This is a genomic window from Burkholderia sp. RF7-non_BP4 (genome assembly GCF_001521935.1).
Lineage (GTDB): Bacteria > Pseudomonadota > Gammaproteobacteria > Burkholderiales > Burkholderiaceae > Burkholderia > Burkholderia diffusa.
In genome coordinates this window covers 186,162-202,650 of sequence record NZ_LOTA01000007.1, presented here as the reverse complement: position 1 = coordinate 202,650, position 16,489 = coordinate 186,162, and the positions used below count along the sequence as shown (strand labels likewise).

At 65.7% G+C, this 16,489-nt stretch carries 11 protein-coding genes; all 11 read left to right on the top strand.

Annotated features, from left to right (window positions below):
• Positions 1-9: 9 nt before the first annotated feature.
• The 11 genes from WS49_RS03360 (at position 10) to WS49_RS03310 (ending at position 16,113) form a co-directional block, all read left to right on the top strand.
• Entirely contained in the window at positions 10-936 is a 927-nt protein-coding gene (locus WS49_RS03360; RefSeq protein ID WP_059524472.1) for a CysB family HTH-type transcriptional regulator, read from the top strand.
• Between the two features lie 375 nt (positions 937-1,311).
• Positions 1,312-2,262, top strand: coding sequence for a sugar ABC transporter substrate-binding protein (locus tag WS49_RS03355; RefSeq protein WP_059524470.1), 951 nt, complete (start codon positions 1,312-1,314; stop codon positions 2,260-2,262).
• A gap of 139 nt (positions 2,263-2,401) precedes the next feature.
• A complete protein-coding gene (locus WS49_RS03350) occupies positions 2,402-4,015 on the top strand; it encodes a sugar ABC transporter ATP-binding protein (RefSeq protein WP_059524468.1) in 1,614 nt (537 codons plus the stop codon).
• Entirely contained in the window at positions 4,012-5,031 is a 1,020-nt protein-coding gene (locus WS49_RS03345; RefSeq protein ID WP_059524466.1) for an ABC transporter permease, read from the top strand. The genes WS49_RS03350 and WS49_RS03345 overlap by 4 nt, the downstream gene beginning before the upstream one ends.
• A gap of 38 nt (positions 5,032-5,069) precedes the next feature.
• Complete coding sequence (locus WS49_RS03340) at positions 5,070-6,101, top strand: LacI family DNA-binding transcriptional regulator (protein ID WP_059524464.1); 1,032 nt, start codon at positions 5,070-5,072, stop codon at positions 6,099-6,101.
• Positions 6,098-7,027: a ribokinase gene (gene rbsK / locus WS49_RS03335; protein ID WP_059524462.1), complete on the top strand. Its 930-nt coding sequence runs from the start codon at positions 6,098-6,100 to the stop codon at positions 7,025-7,027. Before WS49_RS03340 ends, rbsK begins: the two co-directional genes overlap by 4 nt.
• A 277-nt stretch (positions 7,028-7,304) precedes the next feature.
• The gene (locus WS49_RS03330) at positions 7,305-9,071 is read left to right on the top strand and encodes a methyl-accepting chemotaxis protein (protein ID WP_059524559.1); all 1,767 of its coding nucleotides are present in this window, start codon (positions 7,305-7,307) and stop codon (positions 9,069-9,071) included.
• A 508-nt stretch (positions 9,072-9,579) separates the two neighbouring features.
• Entirely contained in the window at positions 9,580-11,502 is a 1,923-nt protein-coding gene (locus WS49_RS03325; RefSeq protein WP_059524460.1) for a PrkA family serine protein kinase, read from the top strand.
• A gap of 125 nt (positions 11,503-11,627) precedes the next feature.
• The gene (locus WS49_RS03320; RefSeq protein WP_059524458.1) at positions 11,628-12,896 is read left to right on the top strand and encodes a YeaH/YhbH family protein; all 1,269 of its coding nucleotides are present in this window, start codon (positions 11,628-11,630) and stop codon (positions 12,894-12,896) included.
• Positions 12,893-14,572 (top strand): SpoVR family protein, encoded by a 1,680-nt coding sequence (locus WS49_RS03315; RefSeq protein ID WP_059524456.1) that lies wholly within the window; start codon positions 12,893-12,895, stop codon positions 14,570-14,572. Before WS49_RS03320 ends, WS49_RS03315 begins: the two co-directional genes overlap by 4 nt.
• A 236-nt stretch (positions 14,573-14,808) precedes the next feature.
• Positions 14,809-16,113, top strand: coding sequence for an MFS family transporter (locus WS49_RS03310; protein ID WP_059524454.1), 1,305 nt, complete (start codon positions 14,809-14,811; stop codon positions 16,111-16,113).
• The last annotated feature ends 376 nt before the right edge of the window (positions 16,114-16,489 follow it).

Sequence of the window (16,489 nt, the reverse complement as noted above, 5' to 3'; positions counted from 1 at the left end):
GGCATACCCATGAATTTTCAGCAATTGCGTTTCGTGCGCGAAGCCGTGCGCCAGAACATGAACCTGACGGAAGTCGCGAACGTGCTGTACACGTCGCAGTCGGGCGTGTCGAAGCAGATCAAGGATCTCGAGGATGAACTGGGCGTGGACATCTTCATCCGGCGCGGCAAGCGGCTCACGGGGCTCACGGAGCCCGGCAAGGCCGTGCACCAGTTGATCGAGCGGATGCTGCTCGACGCGGAAAACCTGCGCCGGGTCGCGCGCCAGTTCGCGGACCAGGACAGCGGCCACCTCGTCGTCGCGACGACGCACACGCAGGCGCGCTACGCGCTGCCGAAGGTGATCCGCCAGTTCACCGACGTGTTCCCGAAGGTGCATCTCGCGCTGCGACAGGGCAGCCCGCAGCAGATCGCGCAGATGATCCTGAACGGCGAAGCCGATCTCGGCATCTCGACCGAGGCGCTCGACCGCTATCCGGACATCGTCACGTTCCCGTGCTATTCGTGGCACCACACGGTCGTCGTACCGAAGGGGCATCCGCTCGTCGGCCGCGAGAACCTGACGCTCGACGAAATCGCCGAGTACCCGATCATCACGTACGACCAGGACTTCACGGGCCGCTCGCACATCGACCAGGCATTCGCGCAGGCCGGCGCCGTGCCCGACGTCGTGCTGACCGCGATCGACGCGGACGTGATCAAGACCTACGTCGAGCTCGGGATGGGGATCGGCGTCGTCGCGGCGATGGCCTTCGATCCGCAGCGCGACACCGGGCTCGTCGCGCTCGACACGCAGCACCTGTTCGAGGCGAGCACGACGCGCGTCGGGTTGCGCAAGGGCGCGTTCCTGCGCGCGTATGCATACCGGCTGATCGAGATGTTCGCACCGCACCTGAACGAAGCCGAAATCGCCTCGCAACTGCGCGAAGTGGCCTGATCATCGAGCACATGATGTTTCGGGGGCAAGGCAGGCGCCCGCCGGACGACCGCGACGAAGCGGCGCCGTCGCACCCCGAGTAACGCGCGGCAATCGGAGCGCGCAACCGCGCGCTCCGAATAAACCCTTAAATATTGATCAGACGGGTTGCGCGTCGACCCGAAACGGTACAGCATAGCCTTCACTCCGCCGGCGTCCCCGCCGGCGGTGGCGCGTCGACGACAGCACGCGCCAGGCAGTCGGCCGTCTGCCTCGCTTCCATTCCGTGGTACCGACAAGCAGCATCGATGGCCAATGCCCGGGTAGTGTGGCGCAAACGTTTGCTCACATTAAAACAACAGTCCGGCCCTTTGGGCCAGTCGCCAGGAGATGTGTATGAATGTCCGCTTTCGCCGTCGCTTCCTGACCGCCGCGCTTGCCGCCGTCGCGGTCGTCGCCGCACCGGTCGTCCATGCCCAATCGGCAGGCAAGCCGAAGGTCGCGCTCGTGATGAAGTCGCTCGCCAACGAGTTCTTCCTGACGATGGAAAACGGCGCGAAGGAATACCAGAAGCACAACGCCGGCCAGTTCGACCTGATCACGAACGGGATCAAGGACGAGACCGACACCGCGAACCAGATCCGCATCGTCGAGCAGATGATCGTGTCGAAGGTCGATGCGATCGTGCTCGCGCCCGCCGATTCGAAGGCGCTCGTGCCGGTCGTGAAGAAGGCGGTCGACGCGGGCATCATCGTCGTGAACATCGACAACCGGCTCGATCCCGACGTGCTGAAGTCGAAGAACCTGAACGTGCCGTTCGTCGGCCCCGACAACCGCAAGGGCGCGCGCAAGATCGGCGACTACCTCGCGAAGCGGTTGAAGGCGGGCGATCAGGTCGGCATCATCGAAGGCGTGTCGACGACGACCAATGCGCAGCAGCGCACGGCCGGCTTCCAGGATGCGATGAAGGCGGGCGGAATGAAGGTCGTGTCGGTGCAGTCGGGCGAATGGGAGATCGACAAGGGCAATGCGGTCGCGTCCGCGATGCTGAACGAATACCCGAACCTGCGGGCGCTGCTGTGCGGCAACGACAACATGGCGATCGGCGCCGTGTCGGCCGTGCGGGCGGCGGGCAAGCAGGGCAAGGTGCTCGTGGTCGGCTACGACAACATCAACGCGATCAAGCCGATGCTGAAGGACGGCCGCGTGGTCGCGACCGCCGACCAGTACGCGGCGAAGCAGGCCGTATTCGGCATCGATACGGCGCTCAAGGCGATCGCCGAGCATCGCAAGCAGGCCGACATGACCGGCGTGGTCGAGACGCCGGTGGATCTCGTGACGAAGTGACGCCACGCCGCCACGGCCGCCGCGCTCAAGAATCCGGGCCGGCGGCCGTTATCCGGAGTGAGCGCGATCACGGCCACTGCAAGCACTTGTGAGCGTCATACCCGCGCGCCGCGTGTGCGCGGCCGCAACCAGGATCGCGATGGAACCGACCTTCCAACCCTCCCGTTCAGCCGTTCCCGTGCTGTCCGTCTCCGGCGTGGGCAAGACCTACGCCGAACCCGTGCTCGCCGACGTCACGCTGACGCTCGCGCCGGGTGAGGCGCTCGCGCTGACGGGCGAGAACGGCGCAGGAAAGAGCACGTTGTCGAAGATCATCGGCGGGCTCGTCGACCCGACGACCGGCACGATGCAGCTCGGCGGCCAGGCGTATGCGCCGGCGAGCCGCACGCAGGCCGAGGCGCTCGGCGTGCGCATGGTGATGCAGGAGCTGAACCTGCTGCCGACGCTGACGGTCGCCGAAAACCTGTTTCTGAACCGCCTGCCGCGACGCTTCGGCATCATCGATCGCGCGCGGCTGCGCGACGACGCGCGTGCCGCGATGGCGCAGGTCGGGCTCGACGCGGTCGACCCCGATACGCCGGTCGGCGCGCTCGGCATCGGCCACCAGCAGATGGTCGAGATCGCGCGCAACCTGATCGGCGACTGTCGCGTGCTGATCCTCGACGAGCCGACCGCGATGCTGACCGCGCGCGAGGTCGAACTGCTGTTCGAGCAGATCGACCGGCTGAAGGCGCGCGGCGTGGCGATCGTCTACATCTCGCACCGGCTCGAGGAGCTCGCGCGCGTTGCCGAGCGCGTCGCGGTGCTGCGCGACGGCCGGCTCGTGCATGTCGGCGACATGGCCGCGACGACGTCCGACGGGCTCGTTACGCTGATGGTCGGTCGCGAGCTCGGCGAGCACATCGATCTCGGCGTGCGCCATATCGGCGCGCCGCGACTCGTCGTGTCGGGCATGACGCGCGGCACGGCCGTGCAGGACGTGTCGCTCGAAGTGCGCTCGGGCGAGATCTTCGGCATCTCCGGGCTGATCGGCGCGGGGCGCACCGAGCTGCTGCGGCTGATTTACGGCGCGGATACGCCGGACGCCGGGATGATCGCGGTCGGCGATCCGCTGAAACCGGCGCACATCGGCTCGCCCGTCGACGCGGTGAAGCACGGCATCGCACTGATCACCGAGGACCGCAAGGGCGAAGGGCTGCTGCTGTCGCAGTCGGTCACGTCGAACGTCTCGCTCGGCCAGCTCGACCGGCTTGCGCGCGGCGGCATCGTCGATACGACGCGCGAGACGGCGCTCGCCGAGCGGCAGATCGACGCGTTGCGGATCCGCACGCACGGCGCCGCGCAGGCGGTCGGCGAACTGTCGGGCGGCAACCAGCAGAAGGTCGTGATCGGCCGCTGGCTCGCGCGCGACATGGGCGTGCTGCTGTTCGACGAACCGACCCGCGGGATCGACGTCGGCGCCAAGTTCGAGATCTACACGCTGATGGGCGCGCTCGCCCGGGAGGGCCGTGCGCTGGTGGTCGTATCGAGCGACCTGCGCGAGCTGATGCTGATTTGCGACCGGATCGGCGTGATGTCGGCCGGCCGCATGACCGCCGTGTTCGAACGCGGCAACTGGACCCAGGATGCGCTGCTGGCCGCGGCGTTCGCCGGCTTCGGCCGCGAAGCGCTGCCGGACGGCGTGCGGCATCCGGATGCGGAAGGCGCGCCGCGCGCGGCTTCCGGCACTTCGACCACAGGACAACGGCAATGACCCAGCCTCCCGTATCCCCGAGCGACGCAGGCGCGCAGCAGACCGTGACGGGGCGCCGCGCGCGCACGCTGTCCGGCACACGGCTCGGCGTATCGAACTATCTCGGGCTCGCCGGCGCGCTCGCCGCGATGATCGCGCTGTTTTCGGCGCTGAGTTCGCATTTCCTGACCTACGATACGTTCAGTACGATCGCGAACCAGATCCCCGATCTCGTCGTGATGTCGGTCGGGATGACCTTCGTGCTGATCATCGCCGGCATCGACCTGTCGGTGGGCTCGGTGCTCGCGCTGGCTGCGTCGATGGTCAGCGTGGCCGCGCTGAAATGGCAGTGGGGGCCGCTGCCGGCCGCGCTGATCGGGATCGCGGTCGCGACCGCGACGGGCTCGCTGACGGGCGCGATCACGGTCGGCTGGCGGATTCCGTCGTTCATCGTGTCGCTCGGCGTGCTCGAGGCCGCGCGCGGCGTCGCATACCAGCTGACGAATTCGCGCACGGCCTACATCGGCGACGCGTTCGATTTCCTGTCGAACCCGATCGCGCTCGGCATCTCGCCGGCGTTCCTGATCGCGGTCGCGGTGATGATCGCGGCACAGTTCGTCCTGACGCGCACCGTATTCGGACGCTATCTCGTCGGGATCGGCACGAACGAAGAGGCGGTACGGCTTGCCGGGGTTAACCCGCGTCCGTATAAAATCGTCGTATTCGCACTGATGGGCGCGCTCGCGGGGCTCGCGTCGCTGTTCCAGATCTCGCGGCTCGAGGCCGCCGATCCGAACGCGGGCGCGGGCGTCGAGCTGCAGGTGATCGCAGCCGTCGTGATCGGCGGCACGAGCCTGATGGGCGGGCGCGGTTCGGTGATCAGCACGTTCTTCGGCGTGTTGATCATCTCCGTGCTGGCCGCGGGGCTGGCGCAGATCGGCGCGAACGAGCCGACCAAACGGATCATCACCGGGGCGGTGATCGTGGTCGCGGTCGTGCTCGACACGTATCGCAGCCGGCGCGCGCGCGCCCGGTAGAACTACTACACGGAAAGCAGACCAGAGAGAAACGGGAAATGGCGACGATCAAGGATGTGGCAGCCATGGCGGGCGTGTCGTTTACGACCGTCTCGCATGTGGTGAACAATTCGCGGCCGGTGTCCGCGGATGTGCGTGCGAAGGTCGAGGGCGCGATCCGCGAGCTGAATTACGTGCCATCGGCCGTGGCGCGCTCGCTGAAGGCGCGCTCGACGGCGACCATCGGCCTCGTCGTGCCGAACAGCACGAATCCGTACTTCGCGGAGCTTGCGCGCGGCATCGAGGACCAGTGCGCGGCCAACGGCTATTGCGTGTTCTTCTGCAACTCGGACGACGATCCCGTGAAGCAGCGCAACTACCTGCGCGTGCTGCAGGAAAAGCGCATCGACGGGCTGATCGTCGCGTCGGCCGGCGAGGACACGGTGCTCGCGCAGACGCTTGCGGATGCGCATGCGCCGCTCGTCGTCGTCGACCGCAACATCGAGGGGCTCGCGGCCGACCTCGTGCAGATCGACCACGAACGCGGCGCCTACCTGGCGACGCGTCACCTGCTCGAACTCGGGCACGCGAAGATCGGCTGCATCACCGGGCCGACCGACACGGCCGTCAGCGCCATGCGCGTGCACGGCTTCATCCGCGCGATGGCCGAGCGCGGCATCGACATCGTGCCGGGCGCGATCGCGGAAAGCGATTTTTCGTGCCTCGGCGGTTACCACGCGGCATCCCGGCTGTTCGAGTCGGTGCATCCCAGCGCGATTTTCGCGGGCAACGACCTGATGGGCGTCGGCGCGCTGCGCGCGGCGGCCGAGCGCGGCATGCGCGTGCCGGACGACTGCTCGATCATCGGCTTCGACGACATCGAATTCTCCCGCTACACGTATCCGGCGCTGTCGACGGTCGGCCAGTCGGTGCGCGCGCTCGGCGAAATGGCCGCGCAAACGCTGATCGAGCGGATCGGCGGCGGTTCGACGGCCGCGCCGAGCCGTCGTCGCGTCGTGTCGCCGCGCCTCGTGCTGCGGGAATCGACGGCGGTTTACCGCGAGCCGGCCGCGCCGGGCGGTCGCCCATGACGGCGCGTGCGGCGGGCGCCGGCCGCGTGACGGTGGTCGGCAGCCTCAACATGGATCTCGTCGTACGGGCGCCGCGGCTGCCGCTGCCGGGCGAAACGCTTGCCGGTCATGCGTACGCGCAGGCCGCGGGCGGCAAGGGCGGCAACCAGGCCGTCGCGGCGGCGCGGCTCGGGGCGCAGGTCGCGATGATCGGCTGCGTCGGCGCGGATGCGCACGGTACCGCGCTGCGGGCCGGCCTCGAGGCCGAAGGCATCGACTGCTCGCGGCTCGCGACGAGCGCGACCGCGTCGACCGGTGTCGCGCTGATCGTCGTCGACGACGCGAGCCAGAACGCGATCGTGATCGTCGCGGGCGGCAATGGCGAAGTGACGACCGATACGGTGGCGCGGCACGAGGCCGCGCTTGCGGCGACCGACGTGCTGATCTGCCAGCTCGAGACGCCGCCGGACGCCGTGTTCGCGGCGCTGTCGACCGGGCGGCGGCTCGGCCGCACCGTCGTGCTCAATCCGGCGCCGGCCGTGGCGCCGCTGCCGGACGGCTGGTTGCCGCTGGTCGATTACCTGATCCCGAACGAAGTGGAGGCGGCCGCGCTGACCGGACTGCCGGTGCGCAATCCGGCCGAGGCGGAAGCCGCGGCGCGTGCGCTGCACGCGGCCGGCGCGCGCAACGTGCTGATCACGCTCGGCGCGCGCGGCGTATTCGCGCTGACGGCCGACGGCGCGGCGCGCCATTATCCGGCACCCGTCGTCAAGGCAGTCGACACGACCGCGGCCGGCGATACCTTCATCGGCGGTTTCGCCGCGCGGCTCGCGGCGGGCGAGGCCATCGACACGGCCATCCGCTTCGCGCAACGTGCGGCGGCGCTGTCGGTCACGCGCGCAGGCGCGCAGCCGTCGATTCCCACCCTCGCCGAACTGGCCGAATAGAGCCGGATCGCGCATCCCGGCCGGCGCGTGCGGAAGCAGGCGCCGGCCGTCTTTCCCCGATTGCCCGATCGCGATGCCTGCCACGCGCTTTCGCGAGGCGGGCCTGCGATGCTTCGACCCCATTGTTCAGAAATCTGTAATGAACTAATGAATTGCTGAAAAAAATGACGTGAATACCATCAAGCTGCGCAACATCCGGTCGTAAATACATCAGGACGAAACGCTGTTTCGAAAAATGGGCCTTGCCCGTTCATGACGACGCAATACAGGAACAATGATGGTGATCGGAAACCTGACGATACGTGCACGCATCGGTTTGACGATGGCGTTTCTCGCGATACTGCTGGGGGTGATCGGCGTGCTGGGCGTGTACGGGATGACGCGTTCGAACGACGCGACGCGCGAGATTTTCACGAACCAGATGCCGAGCGCGGTCGACGTGGCCGTTGCCGAAATGTACGCGGCGCGCGAGCGCCTGGCGCTCGATCGCGCCGCGCTGCTGGTGGGGACGCCCGAATCGGCTGCGGCGGTGGAGCGTAGCCGCGCGATGCGCGCGCAGTCCGATGTGTGGTGGAAAAAGTACCTCGCGCTGCCGCGCGATGCGGACGAGGATCGACTCGCGCAGGACGTCGCCGCGAAGCGGCAGGCGCTACAGCGCGGTTGCGACGCGTTCGGCAGCCTTGTCGCGACGGGCGACCACGACCGGATCGGCGAAGGCGCCAAGCAACTCCAGACGCTTTACAACGATCTCTCGGTGGCGAGCGAGGCGCTGCGCAATTTCCAGTTCAGCGCCGGGCAGACGAGCTTCGATCATTCGGAAGCGACGTTCGATACGCTGCGCGTGGTGTCGATCGTCCTGCTGGCGGCTGGTCTGGTTGCCGCGGTGCTGTCGTGGTTGACGCTCAGCCGTGCGATCGGCCGTCCGCTCGCGGACGCGCTCGCGCATTTCGACGCGATCGCCGCGGGCGACCTGCGCCGCTCGATCGTGGTGCAGCGGCGCGACGAAATGGGCCAGCTCCTCGAGGGTCTCGCGAAGATGCAGCGCGGGCTGGTCGACACGGTGCGCACCGTGCGCGGCGGCAGCGAGTCGATCGCGACCGCGGCGCGCCAGATCGCAGCCGGCAACATCGACCTGTCGTCGCGCACGGAAGAACAGGCGTCCGCGCTGCAGGAAACCGCGTCGAGCATGGAGCAGCTGACCGGCACCGTGAAGCAGAACGCGGACAATGCGCGGCAGGCAAGCTCGCTGGCCGCGAACGCGTCGGAGATTGCAAACAAGGGGAATACGGTGGTCGGCCAGGTGGTCGGCACGATGGGCGAGATCAACGACAGCTCGGCGAAGATCGCGGACATCATCGCGATCATCGAGGGAATCGCGTTCCAGACCAACATCCTGGCGCTGAACGCGGCGGTCGAAGCCGCGCGCGCCGGCGAGGAAGGCCGCGGCTTCGCGGTCGTCGCGGGCGAGGTGCGCAGCCTCGCGCAGCGTTCGTCGAGCGCGGCCAAGGAGATCAAGGCGCTGATCGACGCGTCGGTGGAGCGCATCCGGACGGGCTCGACGCTGGTCGACGAAGCCGGCCGCACCATGAGCGACGTGATCAGTGCGGTGCAGCGCGTGACGGACATCATGGGCGAGATCGCGGCGGCCTCCGAGGAGCAGAGCGGCGGCATCGACCAGGTCGCGCGCGCGGTCGCGCAGATGGACGAGGTCACGCAGCAGAACGCCGCGCTCGTCGAGGAAGCGGCGGCCGCCGCGCAATCGCTCGACGAGCAGGCCGCGCGCCTGCGCGAAACGGCGTCGGTGTTCCGGATCGACGACGATGCGGCGAAGCCGGCAGCCGCCGTTGCGCGTCAGGCGCCGCGCGCGGTGGCCGCGCCGGCAGTCGCGCCGTCCGTCGTGCCTGTTTCGCCGCCCGCACCGGCCGCGGCGCGCAACGATCGCGACGCTGCGCCGAAGCGCCCCGCGCCGGCGCGCAAGCCGGCGGCCGCTGCACCCGCACCGGTGGCTGCGTCTGCCGGCGCCGACGACTGGGAAACGTTCTGAGTCGCGCGCACCGCGCATCTATCCCCATTTGGCAGCACACGACGCCCGCGACATGCGGGCGTCGTCGTTTCGGCGGCCGGTGAAATGTGACAGCGCGCGTGAACGTGCGTCCGTCGCCACGCGTTGCATGTGCGCATCCGTGCTACGGGTATCTCCGGACGATGCGAAAAAAATTTGTAACGGTGCGCGCAGCGTGTCGTCGAAAACGTCTGCTCGAACGTCTAGGGATGAAGGGGAGAGTGAAGGTGCGGCGACGACGGCGGAGGCATCCAACGCACGAGACGTTCCGATGCTCGACGAGACGCGGCGGATGCAGTTTCTGCGGCTCGGGAGGTCGATTGTAAAGCGTCGAAATGCGTTGTCCAAGCGGTGTTGTCGAGAATGACGAACTTCATACGAAGAGTTCGTGAAAAAAAATAAGAAAGGGTTTAGGATGAATTCGAACGCGCTTGCTTCTGCGCAGTCATAGAAGGCAGGCACGTCTTCAGACTCAGGCGAGGGAGGTAGCATGGATATTTACAGCAGCTTCGCGAACCGCTTCGAAAAAACGCGAGAGGAAGAGTTCTCGCTGGAGGAGTACCTCGCGCTCTGCAAGAACGATCCGTCAGCGTACGCCACGGCCGGCGAACGCATGCTGGCTGCAATCGGGGAACCGGAACAAGTCGATACCCGCAACGACCCGCGCCTGTCGCGGATCTTCGCGAACAAGGTTATCAAGGTCTATCCCGCGTTCCGTGAGTTCTACGGAATGGAGGAAGTGATCGAGCAGGTGGTCGCGTACTTCCGCCACGCTGCGCAAGGGCTCGAAGAAAAGAAGCAGATTCTCTACCTGCTCGGGCCGGTGGGCGGCGGCAAGTCGTCGATCGCCGAGCGCCTGAAGCAACTGATGGAACGCGTGCCGTTCTATGCGCTCAAGGGTTCGCCCGTCAACGAATCGCCGCTCGGGCTGTTCGACTACGACGAGGACGGCCCGATCCTCGAAGAGCAATACGGCATTCCGCGCCGCTACCTGAAGAGCATCCTGAGTCCGTGGGCCGTCAAGCGCCTGCACGAATACAACGGCGACATCCGCCAGTTCCGCGTGGTGCGCCGCTTTCCGTCGATCCTTCGGCAGATCGGTATCGCGAAGACGGAGCCTGGCGACGAAAACAACCAGGACATCTCGTCGCTCGTCGGCAAGGTCGACATCCGCAAGCTCGAACAGTACGCGCAGGACGATGCCGATGCGTACAGCTACTCGGGCGGCCTGTGCCTGGCGAACCAGGGCCTGCTCGAATTCGTCGAAATGTTCAAGGCGCCGATCAAGGTGCTGCATCCGCTCCTGACCGCCACGCAAGAAGGCAACTTCAAGGGCACCGAAGGATTCGGCGCGATTCCGTTCGACGGCGTGATTCTCGCGCACTCGAACGAGTCGGAGTGGAAGGCATTCCGCAACAACCGCAACAACGAGGCACTGCTCGACCGGATCTTCGTCGTGAAGGTGCCGTACTGCCTGCGCGTGTCGGAAGAGACGAAGATCTACGAGAAGCTGATCCGCAATTCGTCGCTGGCCGAAGCCGTATGCGCGCCGGGCACGCTGAAGATGATGTCGCAGTTCTCGGTGCTGTCGCGCCTGCACGAGCCGGAGAATTCGAGCCTGTTCTCGAAGATGCAGGTGTATGACGGCGAAAACCTGAAGGACACCGATCCGAAGGCGAAGTCGTACCAGGAATATCGCGATTACGCCGGCGTGGACGAAGGGATGACGGGCGTGTCGACGCGCTTCGCGTTCAAGATCCTGTCGCGCGTGTTCAACTTCGATTCGAGCGAGGTCGCGGCGAACCCCGTGCACCTGATGTACGTGCTCGAACAGCAGATCGAACGCGAGCAGTTCCCGCCGGAGACCGAGCAGAAATACCTGTCGTTCGTGAAGGACGTGCTCGCGTCGCGCTATGCGGACTTCATCGGCAAGGAGATCCAGACGGCTTACCTCGAATCGTATTCGGAGTACGGGCAGAACATCTTCGACCGCTACGTCACGTATGCGGACTTCTGGATCCAGGATCAGGAATTCCGCGATCACGACACGGGCGAGAGCTTCGACCGCGCCGCGCTGAATGCGGAACTGGAGAAGATCGAGAAGCCGGCCGGGATCAGCAATCCGAAGGATTATCGCAACGAGATCGTGAACTTCGTGTTGCGCGCGCGGGCGGCGAACGCCGGGAAGAACCCGGTGTGGACGAGCTACGAGAAGTTGCGCGTCGTGATCGAGAAGAAGATGTTCTCGAATACCGAGGAACTGTTGCCGGTCATTTCGTTCAACGCGAAGGGGTCGGCGGAGGAGCAACGCAAGCATGAGGACTTTGTGAACCGGATGGTCGCGAAGGGCTATACGCCGAAGCAGGTGAGGCTGCTTTGCGACTGGTACCTGCGCGTGCGCAAGTCGTCATGACGGGCGCGGTACCGCGCCCGTACGGCGAGTCCGTACGGGCACCTTCAGAGGCGCCGCCCGCATGACGGCAGACGGCATGCGCGGCGAGTGCCCCGGCAGATCGACTTTCGAGCGGGAGACCGGGAGTGCTTCATCAAATCATCGACCGCAGGCTGGCCGGCAAGAACAAGAGCATCGCCAACCGCGAACGCTTTCTGCGTCGCGTCAAGAACTACATTCGTCGTGCCGTGTCCGACGCGGTGCGCGACCGTAGCATCAAGGATATCCAGAGCACGCAAAGCATCACGATTCCGCGCAAGGACATCGCCGAGCCGAATTTCCGGCACGCGCCTGGCGGACGTCGCGAATACGTGCACCCGGGCAACGAAGACTACGTGCGCGGCGACAAGATTCCGCGTCCGCAGGGCGGCTCGGGCGGCGGCGGCAGTCAGGCGAGCAACGAGGGCGAAGGGCAGGACGACTTCGTGTTCGAGTTGTCGCGCGACGAATTCATGCAGTATTTCTTCGACGATCTCGAACTGCCGCGCCTCGTGAAGACGCACCTGCTGACGGTGCCGAGCTGGAAGAACGTGCGCGCGGGCTGGTCGGCGGAAGGCACGCCGAACAACATCGACGTCGTGCGCTCGCTGCGCAGCGCGCTCGGCCGGCGCATCGCGCTCGGCTCGCCGCTCGTCAACGAGTTGCGCGAGCTGGAGGCGCAGCTCGAGGCGCTGAAGATCGACCCGGAAGACCGCCGCGCGGAAATCGCGACGCTCGAGGCCGAGATCCATCATCTGAAGGGGCGCATCTGGCGGATTCCGTTCATCGATCCGTTCGACCTGCGCTACATCAACCGCGTCAAGCAGCCGCAACCGTCGAGCCAGGCCGTGATGTTCTGCCTGATGGACGTGTCGGGCTCGATGGACGAGCAGCGCAAGGATCTCGCAAAGCGCTTCTTCATCCTCCTGTACCTGTTCCTGAAGCGCAACTACGAGCGCATCGAGGTCGTGTTCATCCGTCACCACACGCGTGCCGAGGAAGTCGACGAGGACACCTTCTTTCATTCGACCGAAAGCGGCGGCACCGTCGTGTCGAGCGCGCTCGAGCTGATGCGCAAGGTGATGAACGAGCGCTACTCGCCGACGGAATGGAACATCTACGGCGCGCAGGCGTCCGATGGCGACAACTGGACAGACGATTCGCCGAAGTGTCGCAAAATCCTGGAAGAGGATATCCTCACCAAGACACGCTACTTCGCGTATATCCAGGTTGCGCCCGAAGAGCAGAACCTGTGGCTGGAGTACGCGCAGCTGGCGTTGTCGCAACCGCATCTCGCGATGAAGAAAGTCGAATCGGCTGCGGACATTTACCCGGTGTTTCGCGAATTGTTCGAAAAGCAGGTGGAAATGTCATGACGCCCCGCCATCTGCACAACGAGTCGCGCGGCTACGCGCCGCGCCCTTCCGGCGACGACACGGCCGGCCCTGCCGCATCGCAGCAAAGCGGCCGGACCGAGCCGGCGGCGCCGGCCGCCGACTTGCCCGCTGCCGGGCAGAAGGAAGCGCGTATGAACGTGGCCGAACGCAAGCCGCTGCCGTGCCCGTCCGACTGGACCTTCGAACTGCTCGAGGAATACGACACGCACATCTCGCAGGTTGCCGAGCAGTACGAGCTCGATATCTACCCGATCCAGCTCGAACTGATCAGCGCCGAGCAGATGATGGATGCGTACGCGTCGGTCGGGATGCCGGTCAACTATCGCCACTGGTCGTTCGGCAAGCACTTCCTCGCGACCGAGAAAAGCTATCGTCGCGGCCAGATGGGGCTCGCCTACGAGATCGTCATCAACTCGAATCCGTGCATCGCGTATCTGATGGAAGAGAACACGATGACGATGCAGGCGCTCGTCATCGCGCACGCGGCGTACGGGCACAATTCGTTCTTCAAGGGCAACTACCTGTTCCGGCTGTGGACCGACGCGCACGCGATCATCGATTATCTCGTGTACGCGAAGAACTACGTCGCCGAATGCGAGGAGCGCTACGGCCTCGATCGCGTCGAGGAACTGCTCGATTCGTGCCATGCGCTGATGAACTACGGCGTCGACCGCTACAAGCGGCCGCAGAAGCCGTCGCTGTCGAAGGAGGCCGCACTGCGGCGCGAGCGCGAGGCGTATCTGCAGTCGCAGGTCAACGAGCTGTGGCGCACGCTGCCGGGCAAGAAGCCCGAGCAGATGGAGGAGCAGGAGGAACGCTATCCGCCGGAGCCGCAAGAGAACCTGCTGTATTTCGCGGAGAAGAACGCGCCGCTGCTCGAGCCGTGGGAGCGCGAAGTGATCCGCATCGTGCGCAAGATCGGCCAGTACTTTTATCCGCAGCGGCAGACGCAGGTGATGAACGAAGGCTGGGCGACGTTCTGGCACTACACGCTGCTCAATACGCTGTACAACCAGGGCAAGCTGGAAGACGGCTTCATGATGGAGTTCCTGCATTCGCACAGCAACGTGGTCTATCAGCCGCCCGTCACGAAGCCGTACTACAGCGGGATCAACCCGTATGCGCTCGGCTTCTCGATGATGAGCGACATCCGGCGGATCTGCGAGGCGCCGACGGAAGAGGACTACAAGTGGTTTCCGGAGATCGCGGGCACGCCGTGGCTGCCGGCGATGCACTACGCGATGCGCAACTTCAAGGACGAGAGCTTCATCGCGCAGTACCTGTCGCCGAACCTGATCCGCGAAATGCGGCTGTTCTCGGTGCTCGACGACGACATGCGCGATTCGCTCGAGGTATCGGCGATCCACGACGAGTCCGGCTACCAGTACGTGCGGCAGGCGCTGTCGCGTCAGTACGACATCCATCACCGCGAGCCGAACATCCAGGTATGGGCGGTGAACACGCGCGGCGACCGAAGCCTCACGCTGCGCCACTTCATGACCGACAACCGCCATCTGTCGAACGACAGCGAGGAAGTGCTCAAGCACATGGCGCGGCTCTGGCAGTTCGACGTGTTCCTGGAAAGCGTCGACGAGGCCGGTACCGTGCGCAAGCGCTACGAGTGCCGCTACGTGCCGCCGGAGGTGCGTGTCTGAGCACCGGGACCGGGAATAGTTTGCACCGGACGCCAGCCTCGCGGCTGGCGTTTTCATATGACGAACGGGTGGCGGGAGAAAATTTTTCTACATCCGGACGAACCCGGAAAGCCCGTTACTTTACATTTCGCTAAAATCCCGTAGCGCCGTGCGCCGGAACCGGTGCCACGTGCGACCGCACGCGGCGGCCCCCAAGCCGTCTCGCCTAGAAAGCACTAAAAGGAACAGACCAACCCATGGACGTCCAGACCGACCAAGCTGCGCTGTCCGCGCATGACACCCGGCGGCGCGTGTTCGCCATCGTCGGCGCCTCATCGGGCAACCTCGTCGAGTGGTTCGACTTCTACATCTACTCGTTCTGCGCGCTGTACTTCGCACCGGCGTTCTTCCCGAGCGGCAACACGACGACCCAGCTGCTGAACACGGCCGGCGTGTTCGCGGCCGGCTTCCTGATGCGTCCGATCGGCGGCTGGCTGTTCGGCCGCATCGCCGACCGTCATGGCCGCCGCACGGCGATGATGATCTCGGTGCTGATGATGTGCGGCGGCTCGCTCGTGATCGCGGTGCTGCCGACCTATGCGCAGATCGGCGCGCTCGCACCGGCGCTGCTGCTGGTCGCGCGGCTGTTCCAGGGCCTTTCCGTGGGCGGCGAATACGGGACGAGCGCGACCTACATGAGCGAGGTGGCGCTGAAGGGCCGCCGCGGCTTCTTCGCGTCGTTCCAGTACGTGACGCTGATCGGCGGCCAGCTGTGCGCGCTGCTCGTGCTCGTGATCCTGCAGCAGACGCTGTCGGGCGACGAGCTGAAGGCATGGGGCTGGCGCATTCCGTTCGTGGTCGGCGCGGCGGCCGCGCTGATCTCGCTGTACCTGCGCAAATCGCTCGACGAGACGTCGACGAGCGCATCGCGCGACAAGAAGGATGCGGGCACGATCCGCGGCGTGTGGCAGCACAAGGGCGCGTTCTTCACGGTGGTCGGTTTCACGGCCGGCGGCTCGCTGATCTTCTACACGTTCACCACGTACATGCAGAAGTACCTGGTGAACACGGCCGGCATGCATGCGAAGACCGCCAGCAACGTGATGACCGTCGCGCTGCTCGTCTACATGCTGATCCAGCCGGTGTTCGGCGCGCTGTCCGACAAGATCGGCCGCCGCACGTCGATGATCCTGTTCGGCGCGTTCGCGGTGATCGGCACGGTGCCGCTGATGCACGCGCTGAAGACCGTGACGAGCCCGACGGCCGCGTTCGTGCTGATCACGATCGCGCTCGCGATCGTCAGCTTCTACACGTCGATCAGCGGCCTCATCAAGGCCGAGATGTTCCCGCCCGAAGTGCGCGCGATGGGCGTCGGCCTGTCGTATGCGGTCGCGAACGCGATCTTCGGCGGCTCGGCCGAGTACGTCGCGCTGTGGTTCAAGTCGATCGGCAGCGAGGAAACCTTCTACTGGTACGTGACGGTGCTGTGCGCGATCTCGCTGATCGTGTCGTGGCGGATGCGCGATCCGAGCAAGGAAGGGTATCTGCGTCACGAACCGTGATCGGCGGGGCAGCCTCGCGAGGCTGCCCGCATCGACCGGCAACGTGCAACGGGACGGCGCTCCGCCACACAGGCGGCGCGCCGTTTTTTATGCGCGCCGTCTTCGCATGGACACGCGCAAGCGCATCGCGGGACGCGCGATATCGATATCGGAATCGCTTCGTTGTCCATCGCGTGCGATGCCTTTATTCTGAACCCGTAGTTCGTGTGACACCTCCTTGACTGGGATTCGCGCCCGCTGCGTGCAGCGGGCGTCTTTTTTTCCGAAGCGCGCGATGGCGCACGCAGTCTCGAGCGTCATCACGAAACCCGCAGAGCAAAGCACCAATTGTTGGTTCGGAATTGCCGCATGCGCTGATACGTTAGCGGCTTCGCGA